13 protein-coding genes and 1 other annotated feature are annotated in these 17,451 nt (G+C 47.7%); of the genes, 12 read left to right on the forward strand and 1 reads right to left on the reverse strand.

Annotated elements, in window-relative coordinates:
• Positions 1–77 precede the first annotated feature (77 nt).
• From K6T22_RS05620 to K6T22_RS05630, 3 genes are all read left to right on the forward strand, one after another.
• The gene (locus K6T22_RS05620) at positions 78–2,117 is read left to right on the forward strand and encodes an ATP-binding protein (protein WP_238239331.1); all 2,040 of its coding nucleotides are present in this window, start codon (positions 78–80) and stop codon (positions 2,115–2,117) included.
• A gap of 239 nt (positions 2,118–2,356) precedes the next feature.
• Positions 2,357–4,186, forward strand: a complete 1,830-nt coding sequence (locus tag K6T22_RS05625; protein ID WP_238239332.1) for an anaerobic ribonucleoside triphosphate reductase — start codon at positions 2,357–2,359, stop codon at positions 4,184–4,186.
• Positions 4,155–4,622, forward strand: coding sequence for a 4Fe-4S single cluster domain-containing protein (locus K6T22_RS05630; protein ID WP_238239333.1), 468 nt, complete (start codon positions 4,155–4,157; stop codon positions 4,620–4,622). Before K6T22_RS05625 ends, K6T22_RS05630 begins: the two co-directional genes overlap by 32 nt.
• A gap of 41 nt (positions 4,623–4,663) precedes the next feature.
• Here K6T22_RS05630 and K6T22_RS05635 read toward each other — a convergent pair whose 3' ends face one another.
• The gene (locus K6T22_RS05635) at positions 4,664–6,136 is read right to left on the reverse strand and encodes a DHA2 family efflux MFS transporter permease subunit (protein WP_238239335.1); all 1,473 of its coding nucleotides are present in this window, start codon (positions 6,134–6,136) and stop codon (positions 4,664–4,666) included.
• A 169-nt stretch (positions 6,137–6,305) separates the two neighbouring features.
• On the opposite strand from K6T22_RS05635, the gene K6T22_RS05640 reads away from it, so the two are divergent.
• The 9 genes from K6T22_RS05640 (at position 6,306) to K6T22_RS05680 (ending at position 17,431) form a co-directional block, all read left to right on the forward strand.
• A complete protein-coding gene (locus K6T22_RS05640) occupies positions 6,306–7,214 on the forward strand; it encodes a TetR/AcrR family transcriptional regulator (protein WP_238239336.1) in 909 nt (302 codons plus the stop codon).
• Positions 7,215–7,286: 72 nt separating this feature from the next.
• Positions 7,287–8,729, forward strand: a complete 1,443-nt coding sequence (locus tag K6T22_RS05645) for a SulP family inorganic anion transporter (RefSeq protein ID WP_238239338.1) — start codon at positions 7,287–7,289, stop codon at positions 8,727–8,729.
• Positions 8,730–8,886: 157 nt separating this feature from the next.
• Positions 8,887–9,711 carry a fumarylacetoacetate hydrolase family protein gene (locus tag K6T22_RS05650; protein WP_238239340.1) on the forward strand — a complete coding sequence of 275 codons (825 nt, stop codon included), beginning with the start codon at positions 8,887–8,889 and terminating at the stop codon, positions 9,709–9,711.
• Positions 9,712–9,998: 287 nt separating this feature from the next.
• On the forward strand, positions 9,999–10,745 hold the full coding sequence (locus K6T22_RS05655) for a DeoR/GlpR family DNA-binding transcription regulator (RefSeq protein ID WP_238239342.1): 747 nt from the start codon (positions 9,999–10,001) through the stop codon (positions 10,743–10,745).
• Positions 10,742–11,662 (forward strand): 1-phosphofructokinase, encoded by a 921-nt coding sequence (gene pfkB / locus K6T22_RS05660; RefSeq protein WP_195865443.1) that lies wholly within the window; start codon positions 10,742–10,744, stop codon positions 11,660–11,662. Before K6T22_RS05655 ends, pfkB begins: the two co-directional genes overlap by 4 nt.
• Before the next feature lie 17 nt (positions 11,663–11,679).
• Positions 11,680–13,614: a PTS fructose transporter subunit IIABC gene (locus tag K6T22_RS05665; protein WP_238239344.1), complete on the forward strand. Its 1,935-nt coding sequence runs from the start codon at positions 11,680–11,682 to the stop codon at positions 13,612–13,614.
• A 105-nt stretch (positions 13,615–13,719) separates the two neighbouring features.
• Positions 13,720–14,865 (forward strand): FUSC family protein, encoded by a 1,146-nt coding sequence (locus K6T22_RS05670; RefSeq protein ID WP_238239346.1) that lies wholly within the window; start codon positions 13,720–13,722, stop codon positions 14,863–14,865.
• Positions 14,866–14,935: 70 nt separating this feature from the next.
• Positions 14,936–15,138 (forward strand) — a binding site (T-box leader).
• A gap of 60 nt (positions 15,139–15,198) precedes the next feature.
• On the forward strand, positions 15,199–16,848 hold the full coding sequence (locus K6T22_RS05675; protein WP_238239347.1) for an aromatic amino acid hydroxylase: 1,650 nt from the start codon (positions 15,199–15,201) through the stop codon (positions 16,846–16,848).
• Between the two features lie 61 nt (positions 16,849–16,909).
• On the forward strand, positions 16,910–17,431 hold the full coding sequence (locus K6T22_RS05680) for a pyrophosphohydrolase domain-containing protein (RefSeq protein WP_238239349.1): 522 nt from the start codon (positions 16,910–16,912) through the stop codon (positions 17,429–17,431).
• The last annotated feature ends 20 nt before the right edge of the window (positions 17,432–17,451 follow it).

Consider the following 17,451-nt stretch of genomic DNA (forward strand, 5'->3'; position numbering starts at 1 on the left):
GAATCATTAGGTGATAGAGAAAGAGGAGGAAACAATCTTGAACGAAGGGCAACTTATTGCTAGGAGGATTTACGAATATGAAACACTGGATGACTGAGAAATTAGGCAGACAGTTGATGGCGATTTTTTATAGTGTCTTTGCACTAAGTGTCGTCACATCGGTTGCCAGTTATTTATATGTGGATAACGCTGCAGGACGAACGAAGGAACAAGTGCTCGACCAGTTGCAAAAGACACAATGGTTCTGGTTCTTGAACTTGATGATTTTTTTATTTTGTCTACTGTTCATCGTTCGCCCATTGATTCATCGGGTGACGTCACAGCTACGCGAACTGAACGTCAAGAGTGGTCGTCTCGCGGAAGGCAAGTCAATTTCGCTCGAGCATGACGTCGATAGCCATAATGAAGTCGGTCAATTGACGGCATCGTTTTACCGGATGGCACGTTCGATCTCTTCCCAACATGCAGAACTTTCAGCGAAGAATCAAGAGATGGAACACAATCAAGAGGTCCTACAACAAAAACAAGAGGAGCTTGAACAAGCGCTCGAAGTGACGCGGACGAATGAGCTTCATTTACAGGATCGCAATGAACTAATCGAGACACTCGCGTCAAAAGAGAGTTTGTTCGATTATTCGTCCGTCATTAGTACGATCGTCCGTCTGACGAAGACGGAGTTCGGAGCGCTCTTACTGATTAAGAATAATGAAATCGCTCAAGTCGTTCCAAAAGAGATGACGGAAGAGCAACAAGAGAGTTTGAAGACCGAATCGTTACTTTTAAAACGTGTCATGATCTCAAAAGAAACGGCTCATTCCTCGAAAAAAGTTGCGAACGACGATCTGATCAAGTATCCGTATCACGTCTACGAAGGCGTCATTCCGATCATGGACCCTGCGAAGGAAGAACTGATTGCTTGTCTTTATCTAGCTCGTTTTGACGCACCATTCGATCAAAAAGATTTAGCAGAACTCGAATCGTTCTCAAAACAAATTGCGATTTCGTTAATGCGGATGTCCCTTTATGAACAGATGGAATATGAACGAAAAGAGACGGCACAACTGTTGAATTCCGTTCGGGAAGCGATTCTTTATATCAAACATGAAGAGAAGACGATTTTAGGAAACCAAGCTCTGTTTGATATCTTCCAGTCGTTACAAGTCGAAGAAGACAATGATTCAATGACCTTCCTTGAAGTTCGACCGGAGACGATGTTTGAGCAGATGGATCAGAAGGAAGCCTTTGAAGCATACTTTGAAGAAGTCTTATCGGGTGAGATTCCTGAGGGGATGTTCTCTTTGTCGATTGATCAAGGCGAGTATTTTATTCAAGTCTATGCAGAAGCCATTGCTCACGGGGAACATTCAAAAGGAACGATTCTTGTCTTCCGTGATGTCACGGCTGAGACAGAGGTCGACCGTGTGAAGTTAGAACTCGTCTCGACTGTCTCGCACGAACTCAGAACACCACTTTCATCCATCTATGGCTTTACGGAGCTGATGTTGAAACGTGATCTGGACCCGGAGCGAAACAAACGGTACTTGCAGACGATTCATGATGAATCAAAACGTCTGACGGATCTCGTCAGTGATTTCTTAAACGTCCAGCGAATGGAATCAGGAAAACAAGAGTACGACAAACAGATTTTTGATCTCAAAGAAGTCGTTAAAGAACAAATTCAATTTTATCAAGCAGCAACGGAGCAACACAGTCTGCAACTTGATTTAAATGACGAACAGGACTTCATGGTCGAAGCAGATGCGAACAGCATGAAACAATTACTGGGCAACCTGTTGAACAACGCGGTCAAATATTCACCAGACGGTGGCGATGTCGTCGTCACGATGACCCATCAGCATAACCAAATCGAGCTGAGTGTTCGGGATTTTGGTATCGGAATTCCAAGTCATTCGATGCCACATTTGTTCAGTAAGTTTTACCGCGTCGATAACTCAGATAGCCGAAAGATTGGTGGAACAGGTCTCGGTTTATCAATCTGTAAAGAAATCGTTCGCGCTCATGATGGAAACATCGAAGTCGAGTCGATTCTCGGAGAAGGAACGGTTTTCCGAGTTAAATTACCAAGTGCAGCAGACGCGTTACTCGAAGCGGAATGAAAAGACGAAGAAGAGGCGGTATCAGGCGCCTCTTCTTTTTGTCGTGTTTCGTGTGAGATTCGTCCAAAGAAACGAGATCGCAGAAATGGTGGTAGGGTCGGACTTTTACGAAATAAATCAGACAGATTGATGACAGAATGGCTAAAACAGTTGAAAATATCGAAATGTATGCAGGGATTGCGAACGTTTCTGGACTCTCGCTATAGTGAATACAAAAAAGTGTGAGAGGGAGAAGTATCATGGAGAGCTTAGAAGCGTTACTGACACCAACTCGGGATATCGAACAGGAGAATGCAAATATTGATGGTAAAACGCCACTTGCGAAATTACAACGAATTGCTGGAGAAGCAGCAAGGCAGATGATGCGACGGCAACTTGAACCGGATGTTTTACAGGCGCTTGATGATAACATCTTATATATTCATGACGCGGATTATTACGTGACTGGAACAACGACTTGTGCTCAAATTCCACTTGGACAACTTCTTTCGAACGGGTTTCAGACGACACACGGATCGATTCGTCCCGCGCAAGATATCCGCTCTGCCCTTGCCCTCGCGGCAATCATCGTCCAAGCGAATCAAAACATGCAGCATGGCGGACAAGCCTTTGCGACGTTTGATGATGATCTAGCACCCTTCGTTGAAAAAACCTATCATCGAGAATTCATGAAACTAGAAGAACTCGTACCTCATTGGAAGCGACAAAAGCGGGAACAACGTGCGTGGCAGGAGACGTATGAAAAGACATTTCAGGCATGTGAGGCATTCATCCATAATACGAACTCGATGCATTCGCGTGGCGGTGGACAAGTTCCGTTTTTGTCTGTCAATTACGGAACGAATACAACGCGAGCGGGACGCCTCTTCCAGCGGGCTTTGCTGATAGCGACAGAGCGAGGACTCGGCAAGGGAGAAACACCAATTTTTCCGATTCAGATTTTTAAAGTCAAACAGGGGATCAATCAATCATTAAACGATCCGAACTACGACCTGTTTCAACTAGCAACGCGCGTGACGGGAAAACGATTGTTTCCGAACTTTGCCTTTCTCGATGCACCATTCAATCGACAAACGGAAGTTGGAGGACCGGAAGTTGCGTATATGGGATGCCGGACACGCGTGTTCGAGGATCGTGGGGGTACACCTTCCGTTACGGGTCGAGGAAATTTATCGTTTACGAGCATCAATCTTGTCCGCTTGGCACTACAAAGTCAAACGGTCGATCAAATGTTTGAAGCTGTCCAAGAGACGACAAAACTTGCCTGCAGACAGTTACTCACTCGTTATGAGTTACAGGCAAGTCGAACCGCTGACGAGTTTCCATTTTTATATCAGCATGTCTGGAAAGAGGGAGAAACATTGCGTGGTGAGGATAACGTCGGTTCTGTCCTTCGGCACGGGACGCTAGCAGTCGGGTTCATCGGTCTTGCTGAATGTTTGACCGTCTTAACGGGAAACCACCATGGTCATTCCGAACTTGCACACCGAATTGGTATTGCCTTGATTCAAGCGATGCGGACGGTCATTGACAATTATGGCGCACGGACAGGGTTGAACTTTAGTTTGCTCGCAACTCCAGCTGAAGGATTATCGGGAAAATTCACGCGTCAGGATATCAGTGATTTTGGTGAGATTGAAGGCGTGACGGATCAGCCGTATTATACGAATTCCTTTCATATTCCCGTCGATGCCCCCGTCACGATTCGCGAGAAGATTCAGCTTGAAGCTCCGTTTCATGCACTATGTAATGGTGGACATATCACCTATGTCGAGACGGACGGTGCCCTTGCCGGGAATCCACAAGCGATTGAAGATATCGTTCGGATGATGGTGGAAGCTGGAATTGGTTATGGATCAATCAATCATCCGGTTGACCGCTGTCTCGATTGTAGAACGGAGCAGACGATCGAAGAACAATGTCCGGTTTGCGGAAGTACATCGATCGAGCGAATTCGCCGCATCACGGGCTATCTCGTCGGTACGCTAGATCGTTGGAATGAAGCAAAACGAGCAGAAGAGCAGAATCGGGTGAAGCATGATGTTACGCGTCCTATCCCTTCTACCTGATTCTGTCGTCGATGGACCAGGATTACGAACAGTGCTGTTTCTCGCTGGTTGTCCGCATCACTGTGTCGGTTGCCATAATCCAACTTCTTGGGATCCGGCAGGGGGAGTGGAATGGACAATCGGAGAAACAGTGGAACGGATTCAGGCGATCGGAAATCGTCGTTTGACATTGTCTGGTGGGGAGCCGATGCTGCAAGCAGCAGCACTCGTGCAGCTTCTCGAACAACTTGGATCAGACTATGAGGTAATCTTATATACGGGCTATGTGTTGGAAGATATCATCAAGCATCGAAAATGGTATTCTTTGTTGCGCCGACTGGACGGATTGATCGATGGTCCGTTCATTCTGTCGAAACTTGACCGAACGACGAGCTTTCGAGGGAGTACGAATCAAAGAATCTATAATCGACTACAGCTAAACAAACGTTTGGACTAGACAAAAAACTCCCCCGTCTCATCAGACAGGGGAGAACCAAATCATGCGTATTTTTGTTCTTGATCGACGGACTCAACGACTGCAAGTGTCGTCGTCCGTCGTTTTTTGATGAAGAACGATAAGATCAATGCTGCGAGTGCAAGTAACGTCGCAATAAAGAACGTATCATTGATCCCTTCAATCATCGCCTGCATTTGCAACCATTCCGGATTTGCAGCTTCTGGTTGTGAAGCGAGTTCCGGGACGTGTTGTTTCGTCCGCGATGTCATGATCGTCACGAGCAGACCTGATCCGATGGCACCGGATACTTGTGACAACGTATTATTCAATGCCGTACCGTGTGGCGTTAAGTGTTGCGGGATATGGTTCAAGCCGTTCGTCATGACCGGCATCATGACCATCGAGATCCCAAGGAAACGCAACGTATACATGATGACGAGGTAGGCATACGATGTATCCGCAGTTAACTGACTGAACGAGAATGTCGTCAAGACCGTCAGCGACAAGCCGATGATAGCAAGGATTCGGGCACCGAACCGGTCAAAGAGACGACCAGTGATCGGTGACATGATCGCCATGACGATCGCACCTGGTAACATCAACAGACCAGAGTGGAACGGCGAGATACCGCGAATTGTCTGGATGTAGATCGGCATCAGAATCATTGCCGAGAACATCGACATGTTCAGGACCATCGAAATCCCTTGTGATAAGGCAAACATCGGGTAACGGAAGATTCCGAACTCAAGCATCGGTTCTTCAAGCAGGAATTGACGTATAATGAAAGAAGTCAAACTGATCACACCAATGATCAATGAACCAATGACCGTCCATGAACCCCATCCAGCTGAACCAGCAGAACTAAACCCATACAGCAAACCACCGAAACCGAAGCTTGAGAGGACGAGTGAGAACAAATCGAGTTTGAGTGTGCTGCGGACTGTTTCTTTCTTCAATAAGAAAGCACCTGTGAACAGTACGAGTAACGCGATGGGTGTGACGAGATGGAACAACATCCGCCATTCATAATGCTCGAGAATCCAACCAGACAATGTCGGTCCGATGGCTGGGGCGAACGTGATGACGAGTCCGAAGATCCCCATTGCTTGTCCGCGTTTTTCAATCGGAAAACCGGTCAAGAGAACGTTCATTAAAAGCGGCATCATGATTGCAGAACCGGATGCCTGCATCATGCGAGCGCCAAGTAGAAGCGGGAAGACGTGTGCTTGACCGGCAATGATCGTACCGAGTGAGAACAACGTCATCGCCGTCAAGAACAGTTGACGAGTCGAGAACTTTTGAACGAGAAACGCCGACGTCGGAATCATGATTCCGTTGACGAGCATATAACCCGTCGTTAACCATTGGGCGGTGCTTGCTTGAATACCAAATGATCCCATGATCGACGGTAAGGCAATATTAAGTAACGTTGAGTTCAGGACCGCAACGAACGCACCTGCCATGAGGACAGTTAAAATTAAATAAAGTCGTGATGATTGCTTGCTTGATTGCATTTCGTTATGCTCCTTTTGTACTACGAGTCTAAAATGTTAGACTTGAATTCTATGACTGACTTGGCTATCTTACCAGCCGAAGTCGAATGATTTCAAATTATTTGCTTCATACACTAAAATAAGTGTTTGCTAAACCATTCTCATCATTTGAACAGAAAAGGACAAGACCATGAATCCAAAAAAGAAACAACTACTAGATGCTGCCTATCAGCTATTCGTCGAAAAAGGCTATCAATCGACGTCCATCCAGGACATTCTTGAGCACAGTAATGTCTCAAAAGGAACATTCTATAACTATTTTTCATCTAAAAACGAACTGTTTATCGATGTTTTCAATACCGTTTTCGAAAAAATGCGGACGGCACGTAAAGAAATCTTAGTTGGACGAGATGTCTCGGACTATGAGACGTTCATCCAACAGGGGAACTGTTATTTGGAACTGATGCAAAAATATAAATTATACACGCTATTCGAAGAGGCGATTGCGTCGAACGAAAAAGAACTCAAAGCGTTCATGGAGAACAATCGTCTCCTTGAAATCGAGTGGACGTTCGAGCGATTAAAGGATCTATTCGGTCAGACGAAGGAACCGTATCTTCTTGATCTAGCTGTCATCTATACCGGGATGTTGCAGTATGCAATGTATTTCTTCCGTCAATCCGAACCGAATACGCAACCGGAGCGGGTCGTCCGTTATGTATTTAATCGATTGACGCACCTCGTTGAAGATGTCAGTCGAACGGAAGAACAATTGATTCCACCACGATTCCTATCGGTCTGGCTCGATCGTCCGCAAGATGAAGTCGTCATTCGGAAGGATTTATTTGAAAAGACGAGTGCGCATATGAAGCGGTTGATCACTTTGTCTTCGATTTCCGATGAATCGAAGGAAGCCCATGAAGAGGTGCTCGATTTCATTTACGAGGAACTGCTTGAACGGAAGAAACCGAAAATCCATCTTCTTCGCCGTGCGCTTGAGACGATGGATGAAGATCCAGTCTTTGCGGGTCAAGAAATCATGGCAACCTATAAGGCAATGGTCGATGAGATTGCCCGCGTACGGACTAAAAATTCCTAAAAGGGTTGCTTTTTGAAACTGGGACGATTACACTGAGACCATTCATGTTAGAAAAGAGGTCTCAATCATCATATGTTTACTCAGTGGAAAAAAGAGTGGTTCCTGCAACCAAAAGCGGATCTATTGTCCGGCATCGTCGTTGCCTTGGCACTTGTTCCAGAAGCGATTGCGTTTTCGTTGATTGCTGGTGTCAATCCGATGGTCGGTTTATATGCTTCCGTCATCATTGCAATCGTCATCTCGATTGCTGGTGGTCGCCCCGGAATGATTTCGGCTGCAACCGGTGCGATGGCACTTGTCGTCGTGCAACTCGTTAAGGATCATGGCGTCGATTATTTACTTGCTGCCGGTATTCTTGCCGGGCTTTTGCAAATCACATTCGGCTTTTTAGGAATCGCCAAATTATTACGCTTCATTCCCCGAGCAGTCATGGTTGGATTCGTCAACGCTCTGGCAATTTTGATCTTCTCGGCGCAACTCCCTCAATTCGAAGGGCAAAACTGGATCATGTACGCAATGGTTGCCGCATCTCTTGCCATCATCTTGTTATTCCCACGCGTGACGAAAGCCATTCCGGCACCACTCGTTGCGATCACGATCATGACGGTGTTGACGGTCGTCTTCTCACTCGATACACGAGTCATTGGAGACATGGGACAAATCGAAGCGGCGTTACCAAGCTTCTTCTTGCCGGATGTTCCGTTCTCACTTGAGACGCTCCAAATCATCTTCCCGTATGCCTTATCCCTTGCTTTCGTTGGATTGATCGAATCGTTGCTGACGGCACGAATCGTCGATGAGATGACGGAGACAACGTCAAACAAAGCAATGGAATCACGCGGACAAGGCATTGCGAACATCATCGCTGGTATGTTCGGTGGTATGCCGGGCTGTGCGATGATTGGTCAATCGGTCATCAATGTCACGTCCGGTGGGCGTGGTCGATTGTCGACGTTGACAGCAGGTGTGTTCCTGATGCTGTTGATGTTTACGATGAACGATCTATTGATGACGATTCCGATGGGAGCACTCGTCGGTGTTATGTTCTTCGTCTCGTATGCGACATTTGACTGGGGTTCATTCAAGATGCTCAAGACGTCACCGAAGAGTGATTCTGCGGTCATGCTCGCAACCGTTCTCGTCACCGTATTGACGAACGACTTATCAATGGGCGTTCTTGTCGGAATCTTGCTCGCTGCACTATTGTTCGCTTCTAAAATTTCTCGTATTCAAGTAGAACGAGAAGAGCAAGCGGAACGTGTGCATTATACGATTCGTGGACCGTTATTCTTTGCGTCGACGACGGCATTTGCAGAACAGTTCCAGCTCGAAGCTGATCCATCGTCCGTCATCACGCTCGATTTCTCTGCGTGTCACTTATTTGATGATTCAGCCATCGAAGCGATCGAAAACGTCGTCTTGAAATACGAACGACTCGGAAAAAAAGTCGAACTCACTGGATTAAATGAAGAGTCGCAAGCGCTCGTCGATCGACTAGCTCAGCGGATTGCGTAATCATGCTCACTGTATAATAGAAGAATCAACAAGCGGCAGGCAATTTGTCTGTCGCTTGTTTTTTTCATTCTAATATATAGAAAAATCTTCAGATTCTGATGATAAGTGCGACTTGCCGTTAGTTTCGCTATACTGAAACAAAAGGGGGGCATTTAGGATGAAATGGTTTCGATTTGAGCAAGAGGGAAAAGTAGGTATCGGGGTTGAACAGGATGGCTCTACATATGATGTAACGGCACAAGTCTATACGGATTCGCTACTCGAAGTGATCTCACGCGAGTTCGATGTTGATCTCGATCTGGATATCGCACCAGTACTAAAAGGGGATGTTCGTAAGCTAGCTCCGTATGTTCCGGCACGAAATGTCATCTGTGTCGGCAAGAACTACGCCGATCACATCAAAGAGATGGATACAGCGGGAGCAGGGAAATTCGTTTTATTCACAAAAGCCCCGACATCGATCGTTGGACCGTTCGAACCGATTGAACGGCATGCGGATCTAACAGAGCAACTTGATTACGAAGGGGAACTCGCTATCATCATCGGTACGACGGGTCGTGATTTAACAACAGAGAATGCACTTGATCATGTGTTTGGCTATAGCATCGTCAATGACGTGACAGCGCGAGACTTACAAAAAGAACATGTCCAGTTCTTCCGCGGTAAATCACTTGATGGTTTCTGTCCGTTCGGACCAGTCATCGTCTCAGCGGACAACTTTGATCCGACTGACGTCCTCGTCGAGACACGTGTGAACGGACAACTCCGTCAGTCGGGATCAACCGCCTTGATGTTGCGTGACGTCGTGACGATTTTGGTCGAAGTGTCACGCGGGATGACACTTGAAGCCGGTGACGTGATTGCGACAGGAACTCCTGCTGGCGTAGGTCACGGGATGAAACCGCCCGTCTATCTACAGACGGGGGATGTCGTCGAAGTCTCAATCGCAGGGATTGGTCGCCTGCAAAATGAAGTCCAGTGAACGAAGATGACCGAATTGCTTGAATTTCATTCACCGCTTTCCAAATTACATTGGAAAGCGGTTTTTTATTTTGTGAAAATCATCAAAAATTTAAAAAATGATTGATTATAAACAATAAAACAGTCATCAAATGACCGTTTTTGATGTATAATGAAACTATAAGAACGGTTTCATGTCGAAAAAAGTCGTATTTTGAACGTTTTATAGAGAAATTATATAATTTTTGAACGTTTTTGATTGATTTTTAGATGTAAACGCTTTATATTAAAGATGCGGAGGGAAACCTTATGTTAACCAAAAAACGCCATCAACTCATCCTCGAGCTTTTAGCTCGAGAAGAAGTCGTCAAAATGCAAAAGATCGTCGAGCAAACCGGTGCGAGTGAATCCACGATTCGTCGGGATCTATCACAACTCGAGACAGCAGGTCATCTGCGTCGGGTGCACGGGGGAGCGACAGCGAACCATTTGCAAATTGAAGAACCGAGTTATTTCGAGAAGAGCGACCAACATGTCGAAGAGAAGGAACGGATCGCGCGAGCGGCTGCCGACCTGATCGAGGATGGCATGTATGTCTATCTCGATGCTGGAACGACGACGCTTGCCATCGTTCCATATCTCGAAGAGAAGGCGATTACGGTCGTAACGAACAGTCTTCCTCTAGCGAACACGTTACTCTATCACCGTATCCCGACGTTCGTCGTCGGAGGTCAACTCAAGCATTCAACGCAAGCACTCGTCGGTTACAATGCACGTGAAGGAATGTTGATTTACCATTTTGATGTCGCGTTCCTTGGGATGAACGGTGTTCATCCGACACAAGGCTTCACGACACCAGATCCGGAAGAGGCACTCGTAAAGAAGACAGCGATCGAATTAGCAAAACAATCGTATGTACTCGTCGATGAGACGAAGCTGGATGCGATCAGCTTCAGTCGGGTGGCGTCCTTGCAAGCGGCGACGATCATCACGACGACATCCAGTGAGCAAGAAGCGAAATACAGTCAATACACAGAGGTGGTGAACGCGAAATGATTTATACACTGACACTCAACCCATCCATCGACTATTATGTCACGTTACCGGTATTTGAGGCAGGACAAGTCAATCGTGTCGAACAGGCGGAAAAAGTGGCTGGAGGGAAAGGAATCAACGTCTCTCTCGTCCTAAAAAACTATGAGGTAGAAACACAAGCACTCGGATTTCTTGGAGGAAGTACCGGACAATTCATCCGGACGGAACTCGAGAAACGAGGCGTGTTAACAGACTTCACACCGATTCAAGATGAAACGCGGATCAACGTGAAGATTCGTGCCGATCAAGAATCTGAGTTAAATGCAGCGGGACCGAAGATTCAACCGGAAGAGCTGGAGCATTTATTATCCCGATTCAAGACGATGCAAGCCGGTGACATCGTCGTCTTCGCAGGCAGTATCCCAAGCAGTCTACCGCATGATCTCTATCGTCATATCGCGACGATCTTGAATGAACGGAATGTCCGCTTCGCCGTCGATACGACGAAGGAAGCGATGCTTGAAGTCTTACCGCTCGGTCCATTTTTAATTAAGCCGAATCACCATGAACTCGGTGAAATCTTCGACGTCGAGATTACGTCGAAGGAGATGGCGGTTCCGTACGCACAACAACTCGTTGAACGTGGTGCTGAGAACGTCGTCATCTCATTTGCAGGAGACGGAGCACTGCTCGTCAATCGTCAAGGTGCCTATACGGCAAACACACCGGCAGGGAAGCTCGTCAACTCCGTCGGTGCCGGAGATTCACTCGTCGCCGGATTCGTCGCCAGCCACGCGCTCGGCAAATCACCAGAAGAAGCGTTTCGTTATGCGGTAACGACTGGTAGTGCGTCTGCTTATTCCTTCGGTCTTTGTACGAAGGAAGATATCGATCGTCTCATCAAAGACGTCAATGTCGTTGAACTCATTCAATCCTAAAAGGAGTGTGACTACTCATGAAAATTACTGATCTCTTGACACGTGATACGATTCAGCTTGATTTACAAGCGTCATCTAAAGCCGCTGTCATCGACGAACTCGTCAACGTCCTCGATCGGGCAGGAAAACTGAACGATCGCTCGGCATATAAAGAAGCGATTCTCGCACGGGAAGCGCAAAGTACGACAGGTTTAGGGGAAGGTATTGCCATTCCACACGCAAAAACAGCAGCAGTCAAAACACCAGCGATCGCTTTCGGTCGTTCGGCAGGTGTTGACTACGAAGCACTCGATGGTCAACCAAGTCGGTTGTTCTTCATGATCGCAGCGGGTGAGAACGCAGATAATGCGCACCTTGAAACACTTTCGAAGCTATCGGTTTATCTGATGGATATGAACTTCCGCGATACGATCCTTGCGGCTAAAACGAAAGACGAAGTCATCGCAGCAATCGAAGCGAAGGAACGTGAAGAAGAAGGTCCAGTTGACGTCTCAAGCGACAACGTTGACCAAGACGCACCGTATATTCTCGCTGTCACAGCTTGTCCGACAGGGATTGCACACACGTATATGGCGGCTGATGCCCTTCGTCAAAAAGCAGAAGAGATGGGTGTCCGCATCAAAGTCGAGACGAACGGATCGACAGGCGTCAAGAACGGTTTGACACAACAAGACATCAACGATGCGACAGCCATCATCGTCGCAGCGGATAAAGCGGTTGAGATGGATCGCTTCAACGGGAAACACGTCGTCGAAGTACCAGTTGCACAAGGAATTCGTAAACCACAAGAATTAATCAACCGTGCCGTCAAACAGGACGCACCTGTTTATAAAGCGAGCGGTTCAAGCGAAAGTTCGAAACCAGCTCGTGGTGGATTCTACAAACACTTAATGAGTGGGGTATCCGCAATGTTGCCACTCGTCGTTGCTGGTGGTCTCTTGATCGCGATCAGCTTCTTCTGGGGAATCAACTCTGCGAACCCGGATGATCCGTCATACAACGAGTTCGCTGCTCAGTTGATGACGATCGGACAAGCCGCATTCGGTCTCTTGATTCCAATCCTTGCTGGATTCATCGCGATGTCGATCGCTGATAAACCAGGTCTTGCTCCTGGTCTGATCGCTGGTTTCCTTGCAAGCAGTGGTAACGCTGGTTTCCTCGGTGGATTGATTGCCGGTTTCCTTGCTGGTTACGTCGTGCTCTTACTCGTTAAAGTCTTCAAAGGTCTCCCGGCAGCTCTTGAAGGAATCAAACCAGTCTTGCTCTATCCACTGTTTGGTTCATTCATCACAGGGATGATCATGTTACTCGTCATCAATGAGCCGATCGCGCAATTCATGACATGGCTCACGGATTCGTTGAACGGGCTCAGCGGTGGGAACGCAATCCTCCTCGGTATGCTCGTCGCAGGTATGATGGCAATCGACATGGGTGGTCCAATCAACAAAACAGCATATGTATTCGGTACAGCTGCTCTTACAGCAGGTAACACGGAAGTCATGGCAGCCGTCATGGCAGGTGGGATGGTTCCACCACTCATCGTGGCCTTCTCATCAACATTGTTCGCACGTAAAAAATTCACACCACAAGAACGTGAAGCAGGTATCGCTGCTTACGCAATGGGTGCATCGTTCGTCACAGAAGGTGCGATTCCATTCGCAGCAGCCGATCCACTCCGCGTCATTCCGTCAAGCGTTATTGGTTCAGCGATCGCTGGTGCGTTGACGATCGTCTTCGGCGTCTTGCTCCCAGCACCACACGGCGGTATCTTCGTCTTCCCGTTACTTGATGGTCCATCAGGTACGGTCATGGCAATCGTCGGTTACGCGGGTGCGATCCTCATCGGTTCACTCGTCGGTGCGGCAATCCTATCCTTCCTCAAAAAACCGCTTGTTGACCAATCGGTCGCGAAAGCGGAAATGACAGAAGGAACAGGTACGAAAGCATCATAATTCAGCTAAATCCTCTCCGTTTTCAAGCGGAGGGGATTTTTTGTTGTATTTTGGCGGCTAACGGTGAAGAATAGAGGGCATACTGAATAAGAAGGAGGGATGGACATGGGTGGACAATCCTTACAAATCGGACCACGGACCATCAAGACAGGTCTTGCGGTCATCTTGGCGCTGTTGATCAGTAACCTGTTCAACCTCAGCCCGATCCTACCTGCGATATCGGCAGCGACGACACTCCTGCCCTCGGTCTATCAGACATGGAAACAATTTCTTGAGGAGGCGGAAGCCAACTTGATTGGTGCCTTCCTGACGTTGCTCGCATTATGGATTTTAGGGGATAATCCGGCCAATCCACTCGCGATCGGTATCGTCATCATGGCAGCGATTTCGATCTTACTTGCTTTTGGTTTTGGACGGACGATTCCACACGTCGTCCTGATGATCATCGTCATTCTCGAAAGTGTCGCGACTGCGACAGAACCACTCTGGCAAGTCGTCTTAATTCGCTACTTGCTCGTTATGCTTGGGATCGGCTGTGCGCTCGGCATCAATGCACTGATCTTTCCACCGCGTTATGGCAACGTCTACTACCAGAAAGCGACGAAACTCTTCGAAAAGTTGCTCGTCGTTACGCGAGCGATTGCCTTTGAAGGAAAGGTCGTTCCGTATCGTGCGGCAATCGATAAGATGTCAAGTTCACTCCTTGAGACACAAAATCTGTTCAACCTACACAAGGAAGAGATCCGAGGAACGCGTCAGAAGCACGCCTCGCTCTTACGGAACCTGTTGATTCTCAAACATATGCAATCGTGCCTCGAACGTGGTGTCGCGACAGCAGAGCGCTTCAGAGAGCGAGAGAAGGCACTCGACTCGATTGCTGACGATCTTCGGAGCGAATTGTTCTATCACTTGATGCATATCGCCCAGCGCCAGGAGAAGGTCTTACTGACATATGATCTCCTGTTGACGGAAGAACCACTCGCAATGGAGGATCTCGTCAAAGAAAACATTGCCTTCGTCAAGCATTCGTTTCTCGATCGAGATGAGCTCGAGGAAGAAGTCATCATGGAAATTCTACCAATCGTCGTCTCGATGAATGAGTGGATCCAAGAACTTGAAGCATTCGAAAAACGGCTCAATGGCGCGCTTCGTCGTCACATCACATCACTGACGATCGAGCAAAAATCGGTCCGGGATAAAACATTTAATCGATTTAAACGCAAAAAAGCCATTGACGAAAGTAAAAAGTAAGCGTATAGTCCTCCTTAACGATACTTTACTTGCTAAAAGCATAACAGTATAACAGCATAACAGAACGAAAGATTAAGCGATGACGAAACCGAAGTAAAAACCATCTCCCTGTTTCAGAGAGCACGTGGCGCTGCGAACGTGTACACAGATGGTTTTGAATTACAGTTTCTGAGCTTCTTGTGTAAGCAAGCGGAGCACACCGTTATCCCAATCAAGTGACTCAGTCGATGACTGGGTAATCAGGGTGGTACCGCGGCTTTCGTCGCCCCTGTCGAACAATACGTTCGGCAGGGGCTTTTTTGTTATCTATCATTCATTCAAGGGGGAACTCATATGTCTACACCAATCATTCCAAGTCACTTACGTCCACACGTCGCACCACAGCACTACGAAGATTACACGCCAACGGATCATGCCGTGTGGAGATACGTCATGCGACTGAACTTAAATACATTACAAGATACGGCGCATCCGGCATACCTTGAAGGACTTGCCGCATCAGGTATTAGCCCGGAACGGATTCCAGACGTGCGCGAGATGACAGCGAACCTAAGCCGTGGTGGCTGGGGAACAGTCGCTGTCGATGGTCTCATTCCTGGCGTCGCGTTCTTCGATTTCCAAGGTCACGGTTTATTGCCGATCGCAACTGATATCCGGAAAGTTGATAACATTCTCTACACACCGGCACCGGACATCTTGCACGAAGCAGCGGGACATGCTCCGATCTTAATGAATCCGGTCTACGCAGAATTCGTTCGTCGCTTTGGTGAAATCGGGGCACACGCCTTTAACCATAAAGCAGAGCATGACGTCTTCAAGGCACTCAAGAAATTGACGATCGTCAAAGAGAGCCCATTCTCGACACCAGCCGATATCGAGCAAGCTGAAATCGAGCTCGCTGAGACACGGACACACGTCAAAGGCATCTCTGAAGCGAACGAAATCTCACGTCTGTTCTGGTGGACAGTTGAATTTGGTCTGATCGGTGACATCGACAATCCACAAATCTACGGTGCAGGTCTTCTCTCATCAGTCGGTGAAAGTCGTCACTGCTTGACCGACGCCGTCGTCAAACATCCGTTCTCGCTTGAGAAAGCACTCGCGACGAAACATGACGTAACGAGCATGCAAAAGGAACTCTTCGTCTGTGAATCGTTCGAACAACTCCGCGATGCACTGGAAGAATTCGCACAGTCGATGTCATACATCCGCGGTGGCATCCACGGACTGACGAAAGCGGTCGAATCGGGTAACTTGTCGACGCTCGTCTTCGAGAGTGGTCTCTCGCTCGTCGGTGTTCCTGAAACACAAGAGATTCACGACTCATTGCATCTCGTCAAACTGACAGGACCGACAGCACTTGCTGCAAACGGTGAAGTATTGACGGGTCAAGGACTTGCAGATCATCCGGAAGGTTTTACACTCCTTCACGGCAAGGAATTAAATGAAGTATTGATGCAAGTTAAAGTCGGTGAACGTCTTGACTGGACGGAAGGCAAAGTCCAAGTTACAGGTGATATCTCAGCGATTCAAAACGTCAATGGTCACCGAGCACTCGTCGTTTTAGAGACAGCGACACTAACGAACGATGGAAAAACGATGACGATGGACCGGATGGAATTAATCGTCGGTGACATCACGTCAGCATTCCCAGGAACGGAAGTTGAAGCACTGAAGCCGATTCCGGAAACGGTCGAGTTCGAACGAATCGAACGTCCGTTGACAGCGGCTGATCCGATCTTCGAAGTCGTCCGTGAGATTCGCGAAGGGCGTGCTGGGCGTGAACGGTTACCACAACTGATCGATCAGACACTCGTCCAGTTACCAGATGCTTGGTTGCTTCGTCTTGAATTACTCGAGTTAGCGGACGAAGTCGATCAACCTCGTCTGATCGCTGATCTTAATCGCTTAAAAGCAACATCTGAGCAACGGGATGAATTGATCACACGCGGGATGGCATTACTTGACGTCGTTCATCAATGAGTCGAACTCCGGTTCTGAACCTGTTAGAATGGAGACATTCGGTAAAAGGGGATGATCGGTTATGACAAATTATTATCAAGACGTAAAGGAATTCCATCGTGTGTTTTCACATCCTGGTGCAACGACGCCAACACCTATGACGGTAGATCGTGGCATCAAACGCTCGACTTGGACGGCGGAAGAAGCAGTCGTTGAGTTCTTGCATCAAACGGCTACGAGTGAAGCAGAATTTTTAGAGGCGATCGAACGTTTCAAGTCTGGACTTGATACAGCGGTCGAAAAATCACTCCAGATGAAACAACCGGAAACAGACGTCGAACGGCTCGTCGGACAAGGCGATGCCTTGACGGACGCGCTCTATTTCATCATGGGAAGTTTCGTTGAGATCGGGCTTGATCCGGCTCCATTGTTCGAAATCGTCCAACGCGCCAACATGGCGAAGCTTGGACCGGACGGGAAACCAATCTTCCGGGAATCAGACCAAAAGGTCATGAAACCGGAAGGCTGGCAACCACCGGAACCACAGCTTGAAGCAGAAGTACGCCGGCAAATTGCTGCGGCTTCGAGTACGTCGAAGGCGTGATTCATTACAATAAAAGGAGA

The sequence above is a fragment of the Exiguobacterium acetylicum genome, from assembly GCF_022170825.1.
GTDB classification, from domain to species: domain Bacteria; phylum Bacillota; class Bacilli; order Exiguobacteriales; family Exiguobacteriaceae; genus Exiguobacterium_A; species Exiguobacterium_A acetylicum_B.

Bases quoted from the DNA above. Each gene is read 5' to 3' on its own strand.
- K6T22_RS05620 (WP_238239331.1), top strand. From the start codon at position 78: ATGAAACACTGGATGACTGAGAAATTAGGCAGACAGTTGATGGCGATT.
- K6T22_RS05625 (WP_238239332.1), top strand. From the start codon at position 2,357: ATGGAGAGCTTAGAAGCGTTACTGACACCAACTCGGGATATCGAACAG.
- K6T22_RS05630 (WP_238239333.1), top strand. From the start codon at position 4,155: ATGATGTTACGCGTCCTATCCCTTCTACCTGATTCTGTCGTCGATGGA.
- K6T22_RS05635 (WP_238239335.1), bottom strand. From the start codon at position 6,136: ATGCAATCAAGCAAGCAATCATCACGACTTTATTTAATTTTAACTGTC.
- K6T22_RS05640 (WP_238239336.1), top strand. From the start codon at position 6,306: ATGAATCCAAAAAAGAAACAACTACTAGATGCTGCCTATCAGCTATTC.
- K6T22_RS05645 (WP_238239338.1), top strand. From the start codon at position 7,287: ATGTTTACTCAGTGGAAAAAAGAGTGGTTCCTGCAACCAAAAGCGGAT.
- K6T22_RS05650 (WP_238239340.1), top strand. From the start codon at position 8,887: ATGAAATGGTTTCGATTTGAGCAAGAGGGAAAAGTAGGTATCGGGGTT.
- K6T22_RS05655 (WP_238239342.1), top strand. From the start codon at position 9,999: ATGTTAACCAAAAAACGCCATCAACTCATCCTCGAGCTTTTAGCTCGA.
- pfkB (WP_195865443.1), top strand. From the start codon at position 10,742: ATGATTTATACACTGACACTCAACCCATCCATCGACTATTATGTCACG.
- K6T22_RS05665 (WP_238239344.1), top strand. From the start codon at position 11,680: ATGAAAATTACTGATCTCTTGACACGTGATACGATTCAGCTTGATTTA.
- K6T22_RS05670 (WP_238239346.1), top strand. From the start codon at position 13,720: ATGGGTGGACAATCCTTACAAATCGGACCACGGACCATCAAGACAGGT.
- K6T22_RS05675 (WP_238239347.1), top strand. From the start codon at position 15,199: ATGTCTACACCAATCATTCCAAGTCACTTACGTCCACACGTCGCACCA.
- K6T22_RS05680 (WP_238239349.1), top strand. From the start codon at position 16,910: ATGACAAATTATTATCAAGACGTAAAGGAATTCCATCGTGTGTTTTCA.